The organism is Priestia sp. 40 (assembly GCF_049368575.1).
GTDB classification, from domain to species: domain Bacteria; phylum Bacillota; class Bacilli; order Bacillales; family Bacillaceae_H; genus Priestia; species Priestia zanthoxyli.
The window spans coordinates 15,808-32,593 of sequence record NZ_JBMPZA010000015.1 but is presented as its reverse complement, the minus strand read 5'-3'; the positions used below and the strand labels follow the sequence as shown (position 1 = coordinate 32,593).

Genomic DNA, 16,786 nt, shown 5'->3' with positions numbered 1-16,786 from the left:
AGGAGGAAGGAACTGATGTCAGCAAACACGATACAACCAGAGGAACACTCAGTTAAAAAGCATATTCCGCTGCTAGTCGTACTTATGCTTGGATTGTTCTTAGCAATTTTAAACCAAACGCTGCTAAACGTTGCGATCCCGCATTTGATTACAGAATTTGGCGTTACGGCTAATACGGCACAGTGGTTGCTTACAGGGTATATGCTTGTAAATGGTGCACTTATTCCATTATCAGCGTATTTAATTGAACGTTTTGGCGTTCGTCGCTTATTCTTATTTGCGATGGCTTGCTTTACAATAGGGGCACTTGTCTGCGGAATCGCGCCGACTTTCTCAATTATGCTAATTGGACGTCTTGTTCAAGCAGTCGGCGGCGGCGTACTAGCACCTCTAGTTATGACCATTATCGTATTTATTTTCCCTCCTCATATGCGCGGAAAAGGAATGGGTATCTTTGGTTTAGCCATGATGTTCGCTCCTGCAATTGGACCGACGCTTTCAGGATGGGTTATTCAAAACTATGACTGGCATATTTTATTTACGGGAATGGTGCCATTAGGCGCGCTTGTACTTATTATTGCAGCTTTTAAATTAAAAGATATTAAACCGCCTCAAAATGTAAAAGTAGATCTAATTTCTGTGTTTACATCTCTGGCAGGTATGGCATTGCTTTTATACGGCTTCAGTGAAGCTGGAAATGATGGATGGACGGACTCAGTTGTATTATCAACGATGATTGGTGGTATTGTCTTATTAATTATCTTTGTCGTACAGCAGCTTCGACTTAAAAGTCCATTACTTGATGTGAGAGTATTTAAATACAATATTTTCTCATTATCTAATATCATCAGTATTGCCATTACGATCAGCATGTATGCTGGTATGTTCTTATTACCGATTTATTTGCAAAACATCCGTGGCTATTCAGCGTTTGACTCAGGCTTATTAATCTTGCCTGGTGCACTTGTTATGTTAGTCATGTCACCGATTTCTGGTACGCTGTTTGATAAATTAGGACCGCGTCCACTAGGGATTGTCGGGATGTTGATTACGGTTGTAACAACATTTGAATTTACAAAATTAACGTTAGAAACACCGTTTAGTCATATTGTTATTATTTATATGATTCGTGCATTCGGTATGTCATTATTAATGATGCCAATTATGACGGCTGGTTTAAATCAGCTGCCGGCAAAATTAAGCAGCCATGGTACATCTATGTCGAACACGCTTCGTCAGGTGAGTGGTTCAATCGGTATTAGTTTAATGACTACAATCTTTACAAATCGCACAACATATCATGTGAATGAAATGAGCAGTTCAATGACTACATCTGATCCATTCTTTATGAATAACTTCCAGGTATTTGTTCAAAAGATTGCTCAAACGCTTCACCTTTCTCAAACAGAGGCGCAAAAACAAGCTTTAACAACATTAGCTGGAAAAGTTCAAGCTCAAGCAACTGTACAAGGAATTAACGACGCGTTTTACTGGACAGTTATCATTGCCATTATTGGATTGATTTTAAGTTTCTTCCTACGTGATGTTCGTAAAGATCCAGTAGTGGAAGTGGAAGAAATAGAAAAAGAAACAACAGACGATATTCGTATGTTACCGGCACCAAAAGATATGAACTCATAAGCAACGGAGGGATAAAGGATGAAAATTTGTATCGTATATGATAGTGAAGGCGGACATACAGAGGCATTAGCCAAAGCGATTGCTTCTGGCGCTGAGCTGTCTGGAGAAGCAACTGTATATGTAAAGCATGTAGAAGAAGCAGATGTACGTGAACTGCCTGAAATGGATGCTATTATTTGGGGCTGCCCAGGGCATTTTGGAACAATCAGTTCAGGGTTAAAAACGTGGATCGATAAATTAGGTTATTTATGGGCAGAAGGTAAATTAATTGATAAAGTAGGTGCGGTGTTCTGTACAACAGCTACAACGCACGGTGGCTTAGAAGCAACGCTTTTAAATTTAATTACACCGATGCTTCATCAAGGAATGGTTATCGCTGGCTTACCAGGTAACATTCCAGAAAATGCGCTGTACGGTACTTATTACGGTGTGGGAATTACTTGTCCAATCGAAGGTGACGAATTATTAACAGAGAACGACCAAGCGCTAGGTAAAGCGTTAGGAGAACGTGTTGTTCAAGTGACTAAACGAATGACACAAGGACAGTAGGTGACAGTATGTTAGGTATTTTACTGATCGTTGTAGCTGTGATTCTGGTTGTACTAATTATTACAATGAATGCTAAAGCATCATCTTCTAAGCGCCAGCGTACAGTTCCACCTAAAAAAGAAGCGGCTGCTTCAAATGCTCCTAAAGAGCCAAAAGTAGAAGAGAAAAAAGTGGCAGAAAAAAAACCTGCAGCACCAAAAGAAGAACCAAAAGAGCCGCAGGCGAAGACGGAAACGAGAACATCTAGACATAAGAAAGAAAAAGATGTCATGAACGATGATATGTATCGTCAAGTTCTGCAAAAGTTTAGAGAAGGCGAAAAAGACGACACGGTTTTTACAAAAGAAGAACGTGACGTTATGAATGATGACGCTTTTCGTAAGGCTTTAAGATCGTTTAAGAAAAACGATAGTGAATGAGTTTCTTCTATTATAATAGTACGGAATAAAATAGATAGAAAATAGGTTATAAGCATTCCGCGAAACCAGCCGCTCTCCCCAGGTTCGGTTTCGCTTGGAGTGCAGCAGGGGGCTGACATGTTAACATCGACTCCCTGATTATAAGAAAGGGGACGTCAAAACATGGAACAGCTCACATTTATTGAAGAGGTCCAGAGAATTTCGATATCCCTTAACAAAAAGGTAATGACAGAGATAAAAGAAAGGTTACTTTCACAAGGGATTACACCTTTTCAATATCATATCTTATTAATTATCGGTAAGTGCAATCACATTGGAGTAACCAAATTAGCAGAAGAGATGCGCGTAAAGCCTAGTGCAATTACTCCTGTTATTACTCGTTTAATAGACTTAGAGTTAGTTTCACGCTATCACTCTAAAGAGGATCGCCGTAAAGTAAACATTGAGTTAACAGCTAAAGGTGAACAAGTGATTGAAGAAGCAAATGAAATTGTGCAAAAGATGATTGCTCATTTCTTTTCTTGCTATGAACCGAAAGATCAAGAGCAATTTTTGAAATTATTTAAGAAACTAGACGCTAATATCTAATGAAAGAAAAATCACTTCTTAATGGAGTGATTTTTTTTTGATAAAAAGATTGTCATCTTCACTTTTCCATGTTATCATTTGTGTAAACGGTTACATATATAGAAGGAGGGAAATAAAGTGGTAACAATTCGCGATGTAGCAAAAGAAGCAGGCGTGTCCGTTGCGACCGTTTCGCGTGTTTTAAACAGTACAGGATATGTAAAAGAAGACACGCGTGTGCGAGTAATGAATACAATTCAAAAATTAAACTACAGCCCTAACGAAGTAGCCCGTTCTCTTTATACACGTGAATCACGTTTGATTGGTCTCTTGCTTCCAGACATTACAAACCCTTTTTTCCCTCAGCTTGCACGAGGAATAGAAGATGAAGTACATAGCCATGGATTTCGTTTAATCCTTGGCAATAGTGATGAGCAGTTAGAGAAAGAATTAACCTATCTCCAAACGTTTACGCAAAATCATGTAGTAGGAATGATCACGGCAACAACAAGTTTAGCTCAGAAACTATATGAAGGTCTTACATTTCCCGTGGTATTTTTAGATAGAAGTTCTGATCAGTATCCATCCGTTTATGCTGATGGTTTTGAAGGTGGGAAACTTGCTGCAGAAGAAATAATCAAAAGAGGAAGTAAAAGAATTACCCTTATCAAAGGTCCAGTAAATGTCAAGCCTGCACAGGAACGTTTTCAAGGCTCTCTGTCTGTTTTGAGTCAGTCTGATGCAGACTTTTACGTATTAAATACAAATTCTCTAGCGTTTGACGATGCGCAGAAATGGGCAAAGGAGATCTTTCAAAAGTACCCTGAAACAGACGGGATTATTGCAAGTAATGACATTGTAGCCACAGCTGTTTTACATGAGGCGTTTCGATTAGAAAAAAGCGTGCCTGATGATCTTCAAGTGATTGGTTTTGATGATATTCCGCAAAGCCGCTTTTCGTTTCCAGCGCTGTCTACAATTCGTCAGCCTGCTTATGAAATGGGCAAGCAAGCAGCAGGTCTGTTAATGAAATGCATTAAGAAAGAACCTTTAATTCAAAAGCAAGTACAACTACCCGTTACGTTTATTGAACGAAATACGACACGAAAGGTTGAGGAACATGGCTAAAGTAACTGTAATTGGAAGTTCATCAATGGATTTAGTAGTAACATCAAATATTCGTCCTGGAGCTGGAGAAACAGTGTTAGGAGAATCATTTAAAACCGTTCCCGGAGGAAAAGGAGCGAACCAAGCTGTTGCAGCAGCCCGTCTTGGAGCGGATGTGAGTATGATTGGATGTGTGGGCGAAGATCATTACGGAAAAGCAATCCTGGAGAATTTTAAATCAAACGGTGTATCTGTGGAAAATGTGAAACCGGTTACATATACAGACAGCGGAACAGCTCACATTATACTCGCTGAAGGAGATAACAGCATTGTAGTTGTCAAAGGAGCAAACGACCATATTACGCCCGACTACGTAGAAAAAGCAAAAGAAAAAATTAAAGAAGCTGATATCGTACTTATTCAGCAAGAGATTCCAGAAGAAACGGTTGAATATGTTGCTCAGCTTTGTCAGGAACTTAAAGTACCGCTTTTGTTAAATCCAGCACCTGCAAGACCATTAAAAGCAGAAGTGATTGAACAAGTTTCTTACATCACTCCAAATGAACATGAAGCAGAGCTTTTATTTGAAGGAAAAGAAAAAGAAGAAGTATTAAAACAATATCCAAATAAATTGTTTATTACAGAAGGAAAACAAGGTGTACGCTATTTTAACGGCGAGAAAGAAGTATTGGTTCCTTCTTATCAAGTAGAAACGATTGATACAACAGGAGCAGGAGATACATTTAACGCAGCGCTTGCTGTAGCACTTGCCGAAGGAATGGGTTTTGAAAAAGGAATTCAGTTTGCTAATCGCGCAGCTTCGCTATCTGTCACTAAATTTGGTGCGCAAGGCGGTATGCCGACTCGAAAAGAAGTGGAGGAGAGTCTGTAAATGAAACGTCACGGAATGATTAACAGTCATATTACGAAAATACTAACAGATCTAGGTCATACAGATACTATTGTCATTGCAGATGCAGGGTTACCTGTTCCGAGTGACGTGCCTAAAATCGATTTATCTTTAAAGCTAGGGGTGCCTAGCTTTGAAGATGTAGTAGTAGCTGTGTTAGAAGATATGGCTACAGAAAAAATAGTGATTGCTTCTGAAATGAAAGAAAGAAATCAAAAAGCTTATGAGTTAATGGAGAAGCAAAACATCTTAGTAGAAGAAGTATCTCATGAACAATTAAAAATGCTAACAAGCAAAGCAAAAGTTGTGATTCGTACAGGAGAAGCAACTCCTTATGCAAACTGCATTTTACAAGCGGGAGTTATTTTTTAAAAGAGGTGAACAACATGCACATCGCAATGAGAGGGATTCATAAAGCCTTTGGAGCAAACCGTGTACTAAGAGGTGTGGATTTTGAATTACATGAAGGTGAAGTTCACGCACTAATGGGGGAAAATGGAGCGGGGAAATCTACGCTCATGAATATTTTAACCGGACTTCATAAAAAAGATGAAGGGCAGATTCTGATTGATGGCAAGGAGACGTATTTTCAAAATCCAAAAGAAGCAGAACAAAACGGAATCACCTTTATTCATCAAGAGCTGAACGTTTGGCCTGAAATGACGGTGCTTGAGAACTTATTTATCGGCAAAGAATTAAAAACATCTTTAGGTTTTTTAAAAACAAAAGAAATGAAAGCGTTAGCAAAGAAGCAATTTGAAAAATTAGCTGTTACTATTCCTCTTGATCAAGAAGCGGGACTTTGTTCTGTCGGACAGCAGCAAATGATTGAAATAGCCAAAGCGCTGATGACGAATGCAAAGGTCATTATCATGGATGAGCCAACCGCTGCGCTTACTGAAAGAGAAATTCAAAAGTTATTTGACGTAATTAATGCGCTGCGAAAACAAGGTGTATCGATTGTCTATATTTCACATCGTATGGAAGAGATTTTCGCTATTTGTGATTCCATTACGGTCATGCGTGACGGACAGACGGTAGACAAAAAGCCGATTCCAGAAACCAGCTTCGATGATGTTGTTCGCAAAATGGTAGGAAGAGAGCTAACGGATCAATTTCCCGCTAGGACATCTTCTAAAGGAGATATTGTATTTGAAGCAAAAGGCCTGGAGAGAAAAGGTGTATTTCATGACGTTCATTTTTCAGTGCGATCAGGAGAAATTGTTGGTATTGCGGGGTTAATGGGAGCTGGCAGAACCGAAATTATGCGCGCTATCTTCGGACTTGATCCGTTAGAAAAAGGCGAAATTATCTTAAATGGCAAACGGGTGAATATCACAAAGCCCGACCAAGCCATTAAATTAGGTCTCGGGTTCATTACAGAAGATCGTAAAACAGAAGGGCTCGTCCTGGATTTTTCTATTCGAGAAAATATTGCGCTTCCAAGTCTATTCAGCTTTTCGCCAAAAGGCTTTATTGAACAAAAAAGTGAGCAGCAATTTGTAGATTTGCTTATTAAGCGTTTAACGATCAAAACTGAGTCGTCTGAGACGAGTGCGGCTAACTTATCGGGAGGAAATCAGCAAAAAGTAGTTATTGCCAAGTGGATTGGCATTGGACCAAAAGTGCTGATTTTAGATGAACCAACTCGAGGAGTTGACGTTGGGGCAAAGCGTGAAATTTATCAGCTTATGAATGAACTGACAGACAGAGGCGTGGCTATTATCATGGTGTCTTCAGAGCTTCCGGAAGTACTCGGCATGAGCGATCGCATTTTGGTTGTGCATGAAGGAAAAATAACAGGTGAACTGACAAGTGAAGAAGCAACTCAAGAAAAAATTATGACATTTGCAACAGGAGGTCAGTAAAATGAAAGCAAACACAGCGATAAAAGAAAATCGCGTTGATAACGTGATGCAAAAGCTAGGTCCGTTACTAGGTCTATTTATTCTTATTGTCATTGTATCGATTTTAAATCCAAGCTTTTTAGAACCTTTAAATATTTTAAACTTGCTGCGTCAAGTGGCTATTAATGCTTTAATTGCATTCGGTATGACATTTGTTATTTTAACAGGGGGAATTGATTTATCGGTTGGCTCTACACTTGCTCTATCAAGTGCGTTAATGGCAGGTATGATTGTGTCAGGTGTAGATCCTATTTTAGCTATTTTAATAGGATGTGTGTTAGGAGCTGTAATGGGTATGATTAATGGCTTACTTATTACAAAAGGAAAAATGGCGCCGTTTATTGCGACGCTAGCGACGATGACAATTTTTAGAGGATTAACGCTTGTTTATACAGATGGAAATCCGATTACGGGCTTAGGTGAAAACTATTACTTCCAGTTATTTGGCCGCGGCTATTTTCTAGGTATTCCTGTTCCAGCAATTACGATGGTACTAGCGTTTGCTGTCCTATGGGTGATTTTGCATAAAACACCGTTTGGCCGTAGAACATATGCAATCGGTGGAAATGAAAAAGCAGCATTTATTTCAGGAATCAAAGTTCCGAAAGTTAAGGTTATGATTTACTCACTAGCAGGATTATTGGCAGCGCTATCAGGAGCGATTTTGACTTCTCGCTTGAACTCTGCTCAGCCAACGGCAGGTACGTCTTACGAGTTAGATGCTATCGCTGCAGTAGTACTGGGTGGAACAAGCCTTTCTGGAGGACGTGGACGCATTGTTGGAACGTTAATTGGTGCGCTGATTATCGGAACGTTAAACAACGGTTTGAACTTACTCGGCGTTTCGTCATTTTACCAAATGGTCGTAAAAGGAATTGTTATTTTAATCGCGGTATTAATTGATCGCAAAAAGTCAGCTTAGGAGGGAAAAACATGAAGAAAATTTGGCTCGTGCTATTATCATTTTCATTATTACTGTTAGGGGCTTGTTCACTTCAGCCTCCTGAGTGGGCGAAACCATCTGAAAGTAAAAATTTAAAAGATATTAAAATTGGTTTATCCGTGTCTACATTAAACAATCCGTTCTTTGTTTCGCTAAAAGAAGGGGTACAAAAAGAAGCAAAAAAACTGGGCATGGAAGTAGTTGTGGTAGATGCTCAAAATGATTCAGCCAAACAAATTAACGATGTAGAAGATTTAATGCAGCAAGGTGTTAACATTCTGCTTATTAACCCAACGGATTCAGCTGCTATTTCAACAGCTGTACAATCGGCTAACAATGTAGGGATTCCAGTTATTACGCTAGATCGTTCAGCAGAAAAAGGAAAAGTAGAAACACTGGTAGCTTCAGATAATGTAAAAGGTGGTCAAATGGCTGCTGATTACATTGTGAAAAAAGTAGGTGAAAAAGCTCAAGTAGCAGAACTTGAAGGCGTGCCCGGAGCTTCAGCAACTCGTGAACGAGGAAAAGGGTTCCACAACGTTGCAGATCAAAAGCTAGATATTACGGCTAAACAGTCAGCTGATTTTGACCGTACAAAAGGCTTAAACGTTATGGAGAATGTTCTTCAAGGAAACCCTGGTATCAAAGCCGTATTTGCTCACAATGATGAAATGGCATTAGGAGCTATTCAAGCGATTAACAGCTCAGGAAAAGATGTATTAGTAGTAGGGTTTGATGGAAACGACGATGCAATTAAAGCAGTAAAAGAAGGGAAACTAGGAGCAACTGTAGCCCAGCAGCCTGTTTTAATTGGTAAACTTGCTGTAAAGTCTGCTAAAAATGTTCTTCAAGGCAAAAAAGTAGATAAGCAGATTCCCGTGCCTTTAAAACTAGTAACCTCTGAAAAATAATGGTTTTATACGTGTGGAGAAAAAAGACGCTCATTTGATTTATGGGCGTCTTTTTATGTATATAAAGTGTAAAAAAGAAGTGAAAAAGTCACAACTTTATAAATAGTGTAGGAATTATGTAGGTGGAATTTATGTAATAAAAAGTAAAAAACACCGAAAAAAGACGGTAAAACACATAATTTTCTGTGAAAAATTTGTAATATACCTGTAATAATAAGCGTTTATTTCGATTTTTAAAGAGTGATTTTGCTCTCTTTATGACAAAAATATATCTTTTTTAATAAACAGTAAACCTCTCTATCAAGGGATTTTGGTGATGAATTCCCAGAAAGAGATTCTTGGTTATACAGATTATGGGAAACTTTTAACTGTATTGTAACATAAACAGCTAGTTTTTTATGGTATAACTATGTCTATGAGGAAAGGGGACTATTACTTTATGAAAATTTTTAAGCGTATGACTCTTGCAGCAGTCACAGGAATTTTCTTCATGACCGGCATTACAGAGACTCACGCCCAATCGAATGAAGAAGCGCTCCAGACTACTGAAAATAAAATTAAAGAAACAGAAAAGGCTGTTCAACAAAAAGAGAAAGAGAAACAGTCTATCAATTCAGATGTTCAAAACATTCAATCACAATTAAATTCATTACATACAGTAATCTCTAGCAATAAAAAAGAATTAGCATCGACTGAAAAGCAGATTTCAGAAGCGAACAAAATGATTGAGAAAAAGAAAAAAGAGATCGTTTTGCTTCAGGAAAAAGTGTTAAGTCGTAAAGATATTATTGAAAATCAATTAGTTGCTTTACAGCAAGACGATAAAACAAGCGTTGTTATTGATACATTAATGAATGCTGATAACTTTGGGGACTTTGTTGCACGTATGGGTGCTGTCACTACTTTATTGTCAGCAGATAATGATATTTTAAAGCAGCATCAAAACGATTTAGATCAAATTGAAAAAGATAAAAAAGAAATCGATAAGCAAGAAAAAGTATTAGAAGCAGCAAAAGGTAGCCTAGCGGCTAAACAAGCTGAATTAGATAAAAACGTTGCGAAACAAACAGCAACGTTAACAACTATGCAAGAAAAATACAGCACGGTCGTAAATGAAATTGATGCAGCTTCTTCAGAAAAAGCGAATCTTCAGTCTGAACTAACAGGCATTCAAGATAAGATTGCAAAAGAAAAAGAAGCAGCTCAAAAGCAAGCTGAGCAAGTGGCAAAACAGCAGGCGGCTGAAAAGGCTGAGGCTGATGCAGAAGCAAAGCGTCAAGCTGAATTAGCAACAGCTAAAAAAGAAGTAAAAACAGAGCCAAAACAAGAAGTAAAAACAGCTGCGGCTACAGAGAAGAAAGCAGCCGTTTCTTCAGAAGCAAAAGAAACGAAAAAAGAAGAAAGCACACAAAAGCATTCTGGAAAAGAAATGTATGTAGAAGCAACAGCTTATACAGCTAATTGTGCAGGATGTAGCGGCGTAACAGCCACTGGACAAAATGTAAGTTCAGGCACTCATAAAATTATTGCGGTAGATCCATCCGTTATTCCATTAGGTTCAAAAGTATATGTAGAAGGATACGGAGTGGCAACAGCAGGTGATACGGGCGGTGCGATTAAAGGATATCGAATTGACGTATTAGTACCTTCTGAGTCAGCTGCAAAAGCATTCGGACGTCGTACAGTAAAAATTACGGTGTTAAATTAAAGAAATAGGCTGAAAATATTTTAGTTGCAGGAAAATCCGAACGATGAATCGTTCGGATTTTTTCATTGTTGTAGTGAACGTAGGTTTCATCTAGTTAGTTGCTTCTAGCTGTTGATTGAAGGGCAAGGCGAAGACTCCTGCGGGAAAAGCAGAAGTGATGAGACCCCGCAGGCGCGTAAGCGACGAGGAGGCTCAGCGGCCGCCCGCGGAAAGCGAAGCCTTGCAGGGAAATCAACAGTGGTGTCACAAGTGATCTATACCAGCTCATTACTCCTAGTTGTTCGTCTTCGGATTAGGTGGATGGAGGTATGTCTCAATCTCTTTTTTGCATGTTTGGTGAGCAAGTTGCTAGCTAATCTATGCTCTTTTCGTTACCATACAATAAAGTAAATGGAAGAAAAGGAGTGGGTAAAATGAAGATCGTGGATCCAGCGGTACAAAGTGCAAAAGACAATTATCATTTGCTAACAGGTGTCGTCATTCCCCGGCCGATTGCGTTTATTACAAGTCAAAATGATGACGGTGTAGTGAATGCCGCGCCGTTTAGTTTCTTTAATGTAGTTGCGGCAGAGCCTCCGCTGATTGCTGTTTCGGTTTCGAGAAGTGAAGGTCAAATGACGAAAGATACGGCCAAAAATATTAGTGCATCTAAAGAATTTGTAGTTCATCTTGTAGACGAAAACTTAGTGGAACAGGTGAATCAAGCGGCATCTTCTTATCCTTCTTCCGTGAGTGAAGTCGAAGAAACAGGGTTAACACTAGCACCGAGCAAAAAAGTGCAAGTTCCCGGAATTCAAGAAGCCAGCATTCGGATGGAATGTAAGCTTCACCAAATTGTTCCATTAGGAACGGATGAGGCATACAGCTCAGATTTGTTTATCGGTGAAGTTGTGATGTTTCATATTAGTGAAAAAGTGATAGAAAACGATCGCGTTTCTGCAGAACGTGTGAAGCCGGTCAGTCGACTTGCGGGTTCTAACTATAGTAAATTAGGGCAATTATTTTCCTTAGAACGTCCCAAATAAGCAAGAAAGTGTTACTTATGTAGCAAAAAAATAGTATACATTGGATTTTTTTAAATAAGCGATTGTGTTCTGTTTCAACAACAACAGTACATTCGCTTTTTTTTATGAACGAAAAAGTTAATAGAAACCATAATAACAAAATCAATTTAGAAAAAGGCAAAAATGTAAGGTTTTTGCCTTTTATATTTACCATTGAGGAAAAGGGTATTCATTCATATAATTTAGATTAAGTAAATTGTATACGCTTTCAATATACAGAATTATTTTTCAATAATTCTCTGGAGAAAGAGTCATGAGCGTTTACAAAAAAACTTGCCACACTAGGAGACGAGATTATAGGAGGGGTATTCATTGAAACGTTGGTTTAGTTTAATCAGTTTTGCACTCATTTTAACCCTAGTACTTGCAGGATGCGGAGGAAAGTCCGCTAATGAAACAAGTGGTAGCGGTGGAAAAGAAGTTGTTGCATGGGCTTGGAATATTAACGTACCGGTATTAAAGAAAGCAGCAGCAGAATACCAAAAAGAGAACCCAGGATTTAAATTAAAAGTAGTGGATATGGGACGTGAAGATGTTTATTCAAAATTAACAACAGGATTGCAAGCTGGCGGAAAAGGCCTTCCTGATATTGTATTAGTAGAAGACGATCGTTTCCAAGGATACTTGGATGCATTTCCAAAAGCATTTTTAAACCTATCTAAAAAAGGGTTCGATAAACAAGAAGATAAGTTTCCAGAGTTTAAGAGAGCTCTTTTATCAAAGGATGGAGACATGTACGGCTTCCCGTTTGATGCAGGTCCAACAGGGGTTTTCTATCGCACAGATTACTTTGAAAAAGCAGGTGTAGATCCAAACAGCATCAAAACATGGGATGATTACATTGCGGCTGGTAAAAAAATTAAAGAAAAAGTTGGCGTTGATTTATTAGGATTAGATTTTAATAATGACGATGGCTTATTCCGAATGACGCTGACACAGCAAGGTACGTTCTATTTTAATGACAAAGGAAAATTAAATTTAACTTCTAAAGAAGCGAAAAAAGCAATGGAATTAAATAAGAAGTTAAAAGAAGCAGGCATTGTTAAAAATACAGTGGGATGGGATGCTTCAATCAGTGCTTTAGCAGAAGGTAAAGTAGCAAGTTCACCATCGGGTGCTTGGCTATCCGGTTCTATTACGCAACAGGCTCCAGATTTAAAAGGAAAATGGGGAGTGTTTTTATTACCTTCGTTTGAAGAAGGAGGCAACCGTGCTTCTAACTTAGGCGGAAGCAACTATGTGATTTCAGCAACTAGTCAAAAAGCAGATCAAGCGTACAAATTTATGGAGTATTTCTCAACAACGGATAAAGTTCAAGAAGAAGCGATGAAGGGTGGATTATTCCCATCATTAAATACCGTATATTCTTCAAAATTATTCACTGCACAAGATGAGTACTTTAACAATCAAACGATTTGGAAAACATTCGCAGATGAAATGAAAGATATTAAACCGGTTAATTTTACAGGCAATTACTCAGTTGCAAACAGTGAAGCAGTCAAAGCTGTGTCAGAAGTAACAAATGGTAAGGGCGTTAAAGACTCGCTTGAAGCAGCTCAAAAACGCTTAGAAAACCGAATTCAAAAATAATCAAGAAGCATAGAAGGTGATTTTTAGAAAATTGCCTTCTATCTCTTCTTCTTGCGGTACTAGGAGGTCATCATGAACACAAATAAATCATTGCCTTACTTATTTATTGCTCCAGCACTTTTGCTGTTTGCGCTGTTTACCATCTACCCTATTTTTTCTTCTTTTATTCTAAGCTTTCAGAGCATGGAAGGCGGAAAGTATGTATTTACCGGGTTATCAAACTATACACGATTGCTTGGAGATGATATTTTCTGGAAAGCGCTTGGAAATACCGGCATTATTTTAATCGTTCAAGTGCCCGTAATGATTTTATTAGCACTTGTACTAGCTAACGCGTTAAACAGTCAGCTTTTAAGGCTAAAAGGTTTTTTCCGAGTTTCATTTTTCTTGCCGGCAGTAACGTCACTAGTTGCCTACTCTATTTTGTTTTCAATCATTCTTCAAGATGAAGGAATTATGAATACTATTTTAGGATTTTTCGGTATCGATGCCATTCAGTGGCTGGGAGATCCTTTCTGGGCTAAAGTCTCAATCATCGTTGCGATGACTTGGAGATGGACAGGTTATAACATGGTTATTTTTCTAGCAGCTCTTCAAAGTTTATCTCATGAAGTTTACGAAGCAGCTGATTTAGACGGGGCAAATCGTATTCAAAAGTTTTTCCACGTAACGGTTCCACAATTAAAACCCGTTATCTTGTTTGCTACTATTTTATCAACAATTGGCACGCTTCAATTGTTTGACGAACCTTTTAACTTAACAAAAGGCGGCCCTGCTGATTCCACGATGACGCTAGGCTTATATATTTATCAAAATGGCTTTAAATATTTTGATTTTGGATATGCTTCAGCCATTGCGTACGTTGTTGTATTATTAGTCGGTATTTTAACGTTCTTCCAATTTAAATTTACGGGTGATAAATCATGAGTGTATTAGAGAGAGTAGAAGCAACTGCAGTAGCTACCGCGCCTAAGGTTAAAAAGAAAAGTAACATCATGCGCAAAATAGGATTATACAGCATGCTTGGGCTGTTCACGATTATCTCTATTTTTCCTTTTTACTGGATGATTATCGGCGCTACGAATGAATCAGGAAAAATGTTTACAAACCCTCCAACGCTGAAGCCTGGCGATCAATTTATGACAAATCTACAAAATTTAAATGCTTCAATTGATTTAGGGCGGGTCTTTTTTAACTCAGTATTTGTTTCAGTCGTGTATGTGATTGTAGCTTTAATGGTCTGTTCTACAGCTGCATATGCGCTATCTAAATTTGAATTCAAAGGCCGAAACGCAATTTTCACTACGCTTTTATTGTCCATGATGATTCCATATCAAGCAACGCTCATTCCGCTTTTTCAGCTGATGTCGAATTTTAATTTGCTTGATACGTATTTTGCTCTTATTGTTCCGCAGCTGTGCTTTCCGTTCGCCATCTTTTTATTACGTCAGAACTTTTTAGCTTTTCCAACGGAACTGATCGAAGCGGCGCGTTTGGACGGTGCTGGAGAGATGAGAATCTTTTTAACCATTGTGCTTCCTTCTATGAAGCCTGCGATGGCTGCAGCAGCTATTTTCTTATTTATGACACAGTGGAATAACTTTATGTGGCCTTTAGTTGCGACTACATCTAACGAAATGGCTACATTGCCAGTTGCTCTTTCAAGCTTAATTGGCTTATCGATTATTGATTACGGTCAAGTAATGATGGGGGTAACGATTGCAACCATTCCAATCATTGTCTTCTTCCTGGCACTTCAGCGTCATTTTATTTCAGGAATGCTTGGAAGTGCAGTAAAATAAAAAGCAGCAGATGTTGAGAAAAAAGTATGTTAGTTAAAGGAGGATCCGAAAGAATCTGATTGTTGATCGAGAATCAAATTCGTTCGGATTTTTTCCTTTCTAGGATGAACGTAGATTTAATTGTAGTTAATTGCTTCTAGGTGTTGATTGGAGGGCAAGACGAAGACTCCTGCGGGAAAAGCGGAACAGGTGAGACCCCGCAGGAGCGTAAGCGACGAGGAGGCTCATCGGCCGCCCGCGGAAAGCGAAGTCTTGCACGGAAATCAACAGCTGTGTAACAAGTAATTCATACTAGTTCAATTTGTTCGTCTTTAGATTGGGTTGATTTAGCCATAGTTCAATCACTTTCTTAATGAACAGGAGGAGAGAAGATGGGAGAAATACCTGTAGGAGTTCAGCTTTATACGCTGCGTGAAGAAACGAAAAAAGACTTTAAAGGGACGCTTCAAAAAGTAGCTGCTTTAGGATACCAAGGGGTAGAATTTGCAGGGTACGAAGGATATACAGCGCAAGAAGTAAAAGCATGGTTAACGGATTTGCAGCTGAAGCCAGCTTCTAGTCATGTGCCGCTTGAACAATTAGAATCAAATTTAGAGCAAGTGATTCACTTTGAACAGCAAGTCGGAAATTCACATATTGTTTGTCCTTATTTAGTGCCTGAACGTCAAACGGAAAAAGGGTATTACGAACTTATTGATTCTTTAAATGATATTGATACGTATTGTAAAAAAGAAGGCATGTCGTTTAGCTATCATCATCATGATTTTGAGCTGAAGAAATTGTCAACTGGAAAGTCAGCTCTCCACACGATCTTAGAAGAAACTGAGGTAAACGTAGAGCTGGACATTTATTGGCTGACTAAAGCAGGCGAAGATCCAGTGGAGTGGATGAAGCATTATCAAAATCGGACGCCTTTTATCCATTTAAAAGATATGACAACAGACAGCGAGCAATTTTTTGCTCCTCTTGGTACCGGAGGAGTAGATGTAAAGGCTGTAATGCACGAAGGACATAGAGCAGGCGTAAAATGGTGGATCGTTGAACAAGATCAGTGCATAGAAAGTCCTCTTAGCAGTATTAAAAAAAGCTTAGCATATATCAAATAAAAAACGAACAGACAGCGTCTGTTCGTTTTTTATTGATAAGCTGGAGTCCATTCAATCTCTCCGCACTTATTCGTATAATCAATATTTACTTCAAAGTTATGTTTTTCATAAAAATGAATTAATCTTTCGAGATGATCCCAGTCACGCTCAGCGATATCGCCTTTAATGACATGAACATTTTGATCAACCGCTACTTCTTTTAAATAATTCATACATACAGAGCCATATCCTTTATTAGCAGGCCCTTTAATGTCACCGATAAAAATCGTGTGATTATCTTCATATACGCCGTCGATAGCAAAATCCCAAGATCCTCTATAAGCTTTTGTGCATTCGTTTAGCATAATTTTACATGCACTTCCATCATTTTGTGCCGATACAATAACTAACTGATTATCTTCAGGCTGATCAACACCAATAACTTCATACTTTTTGGCTATTTCTTTTAAATTATCCTGCATGCGAAACAGCTGAAACTCTAAATCATCAAGTGTTTCTTTTAGTTCGTCTGCATTTTGGTTTTTTTCTGTAAGCTGAGTAAACATTTTATACTCCTTTCCGT

The 16,786-nt window shown here is 38.5% G+C and carries 19 protein-coding genes; 18 read left to right on the top strand and 1 reads right to left on the bottom strand.

Features of this window, described 5'->3' with window-relative positions; genetic code table 11:
* Positions 1-15: 15 nt before the first annotated feature.
* From ACO1DI_RS15080 to ACO1DI_RS14995, 18 genes are all read left to right on the top strand, one after another.
* Positions 16-1,641: a DHA2 family efflux MFS transporter permease subunit gene (locus tag ACO1DI_RS15080; RefSeq protein ID WP_014461383.1), complete on the top strand. Its 1,626-nt coding sequence runs from the start codon at positions 16-18 to the stop codon at positions 1,639-1,641.
* A gap of 18 nt (positions 1,642-1,659) precedes the next feature.
* Positions 1,660-2,190: an NAD(P)H-dependent oxidoreductase gene (locus ACO1DI_RS15075; RefSeq protein ID WP_014461382.1), complete on the top strand. Its 531-nt coding sequence runs from the start codon at positions 1,660-1,662 to the stop codon at positions 2,188-2,190.
* Positions 2,191-2,198: 8 nt separating this feature from the next.
* Positions 2,199-2,609 carry a hypothetical protein gene (locus tag ACO1DI_RS15070; RefSeq protein WP_013081938.1) on the top strand — a complete coding sequence of 137 codons (411 nt, stop codon included), beginning with the start codon at positions 2,199-2,201 and terminating at the stop codon, positions 2,607-2,609.
* Between the two features lie 162 nt (positions 2,610-2,771).
* A complete protein-coding gene (locus tag ACO1DI_RS15065) occupies positions 2,772-3,197 on the top strand; it encodes a MarR family winged helix-turn-helix transcriptional regulator (RefSeq protein ID WP_014461381.1) in 426 nt (141 codons plus the stop codon).
* Positions 3,198-3,314: 117 nt separating this feature from the next.
* The gene (locus ACO1DI_RS15060) at positions 3,315-4,304 is read left to right on the top strand and encodes a LacI family DNA-binding transcriptional regulator (RefSeq protein ID WP_013081939.1); all 990 of its coding nucleotides are present in this window, start codon (positions 3,315-3,317) and stop codon (positions 4,302-4,304) included.
* A complete protein-coding gene (gene rbsK / locus ACO1DI_RS15055) occupies positions 4,297-5,175 on the top strand; it encodes a ribokinase (RefSeq protein ID WP_423145442.1) in 879 nt (292 codons plus the stop codon). Before ACO1DI_RS15060 ends, rbsK begins: the two co-directional genes overlap by 8 nt.
* Complete coding sequence (gene rbsD / locus ACO1DI_RS15050; protein ID WP_013055631.1) at positions 5,176-5,565, top strand: D-ribose pyranase; 390 nt, start codon at positions 5,176-5,178, stop codon at positions 5,563-5,565.
* Positions 5,566-5,579: 14 nt separating this feature from the next.
* Positions 5,580-7,061, top strand: coding sequence for a sugar ABC transporter ATP-binding protein (locus ACO1DI_RS15045; protein ID WP_423145441.1), 1,482 nt, complete (start codon positions 5,580-5,582; stop codon positions 7,059-7,061).
* Position 7,062: 1 nt separating this feature from the next.
* The gene (rbsC, locus tag ACO1DI_RS15040) at positions 7,063-8,022 is read left to right on the top strand and encodes a ribose ABC transporter permease RbsC (protein WP_014461377.1); all 960 of its coding nucleotides are present in this window, start codon (positions 7,063-7,065) and stop codon (positions 8,020-8,022) included.
* Between the two features lie 11 nt (positions 8,023-8,033).
* Positions 8,034-8,954, top strand: coding sequence for a ribose ABC transporter substrate-binding protein RbsB (gene rbsB / locus ACO1DI_RS15035; protein ID WP_014461376.1), 921 nt, complete (start codon positions 8,034-8,036; stop codon positions 8,952-8,954).
* 439 nt (positions 8,955-9,393) lie between these two features.
* On the top strand, positions 9,394-10,662 hold the full coding sequence (locus tag ACO1DI_RS15030) for a PcsB-like coiled-coil domain-containing protein (RefSeq protein WP_423145440.1): 1,269 nt from the start codon (positions 9,394-9,396) through the stop codon (positions 10,660-10,662).
* A gap of 111 nt (positions 10,663-10,773) precedes the next feature.
* A complete protein-coding gene (locus ACO1DI_RS15025; protein WP_148262933.1) occupies positions 10,774-11,052 on the top strand; it encodes a hypothetical protein in 279 nt (92 codons plus the stop codon).
* A 23-nt stretch (positions 11,053-11,075) separates the two neighbouring features.
* Positions 11,076-11,687, top strand: coding sequence for a flavin reductase family protein (locus ACO1DI_RS15020; RefSeq protein WP_014461374.1), 612 nt, complete (start codon positions 11,076-11,078; stop codon positions 11,685-11,687).
* 351 nt (positions 11,688-12,038) lie between these two features.
* The gene (locus tag ACO1DI_RS15015) at positions 12,039-13,316 is read left to right on the top strand and encodes an ABC transporter substrate-binding protein (RefSeq protein ID WP_014461373.1); all 1,278 of its coding nucleotides are present in this window, start codon (positions 12,039-12,041) and stop codon (positions 13,314-13,316) included.
* 72 nt (positions 13,317-13,388) lie between these two features.
* Entirely contained in the window at positions 13,389-14,243 is an 855-nt protein-coding gene (locus ACO1DI_RS15010; RefSeq protein WP_423145439.1) for a carbohydrate ABC transporter permease, read from the top strand.
* Positions 14,244-14,311: 68 nt separating this feature from the next.
* Entirely contained in the window at positions 14,312-15,118 is an 807-nt protein-coding gene (locus tag ACO1DI_RS15005; protein WP_013055640.1) for a carbohydrate ABC transporter permease, read from the top strand.
* Between the two features lie 143 nt (positions 15,119-15,261).
* Positions 15,262-15,396 carry a hypothetical protein gene (locus tag ACO1DI_RS15000; RefSeq protein WP_255266897.1) on the top strand — a complete coding sequence of 45 codons (135 nt, stop codon included), beginning with the start codon at positions 15,262-15,264 and terminating at the stop codon, positions 15,394-15,396.
* Positions 15,397-15,489: 93 nt separating this feature from the next.
* Entirely contained in the window at positions 15,490-16,224 is a 735-nt protein-coding gene (locus ACO1DI_RS14995) for a sugar phosphate isomerase/epimerase family protein (RefSeq protein ID WP_014461370.1), read from the top strand.
* A gap of 29 nt (positions 16,225-16,253) precedes the next feature.
* On the opposite strand, the gene ACO1DI_RS14990 is transcribed toward ACO1DI_RS14995, so the two are convergent.
* Entirely contained in the window at positions 16,254-16,769 is a 516-nt protein-coding gene (locus tag ACO1DI_RS14990; RefSeq protein ID WP_014461369.1) for a GNAT family N-acetyltransferase, read from the bottom strand.
* Between the last annotated feature and the right edge of the window lie 17 nt (positions 16,770-16,786).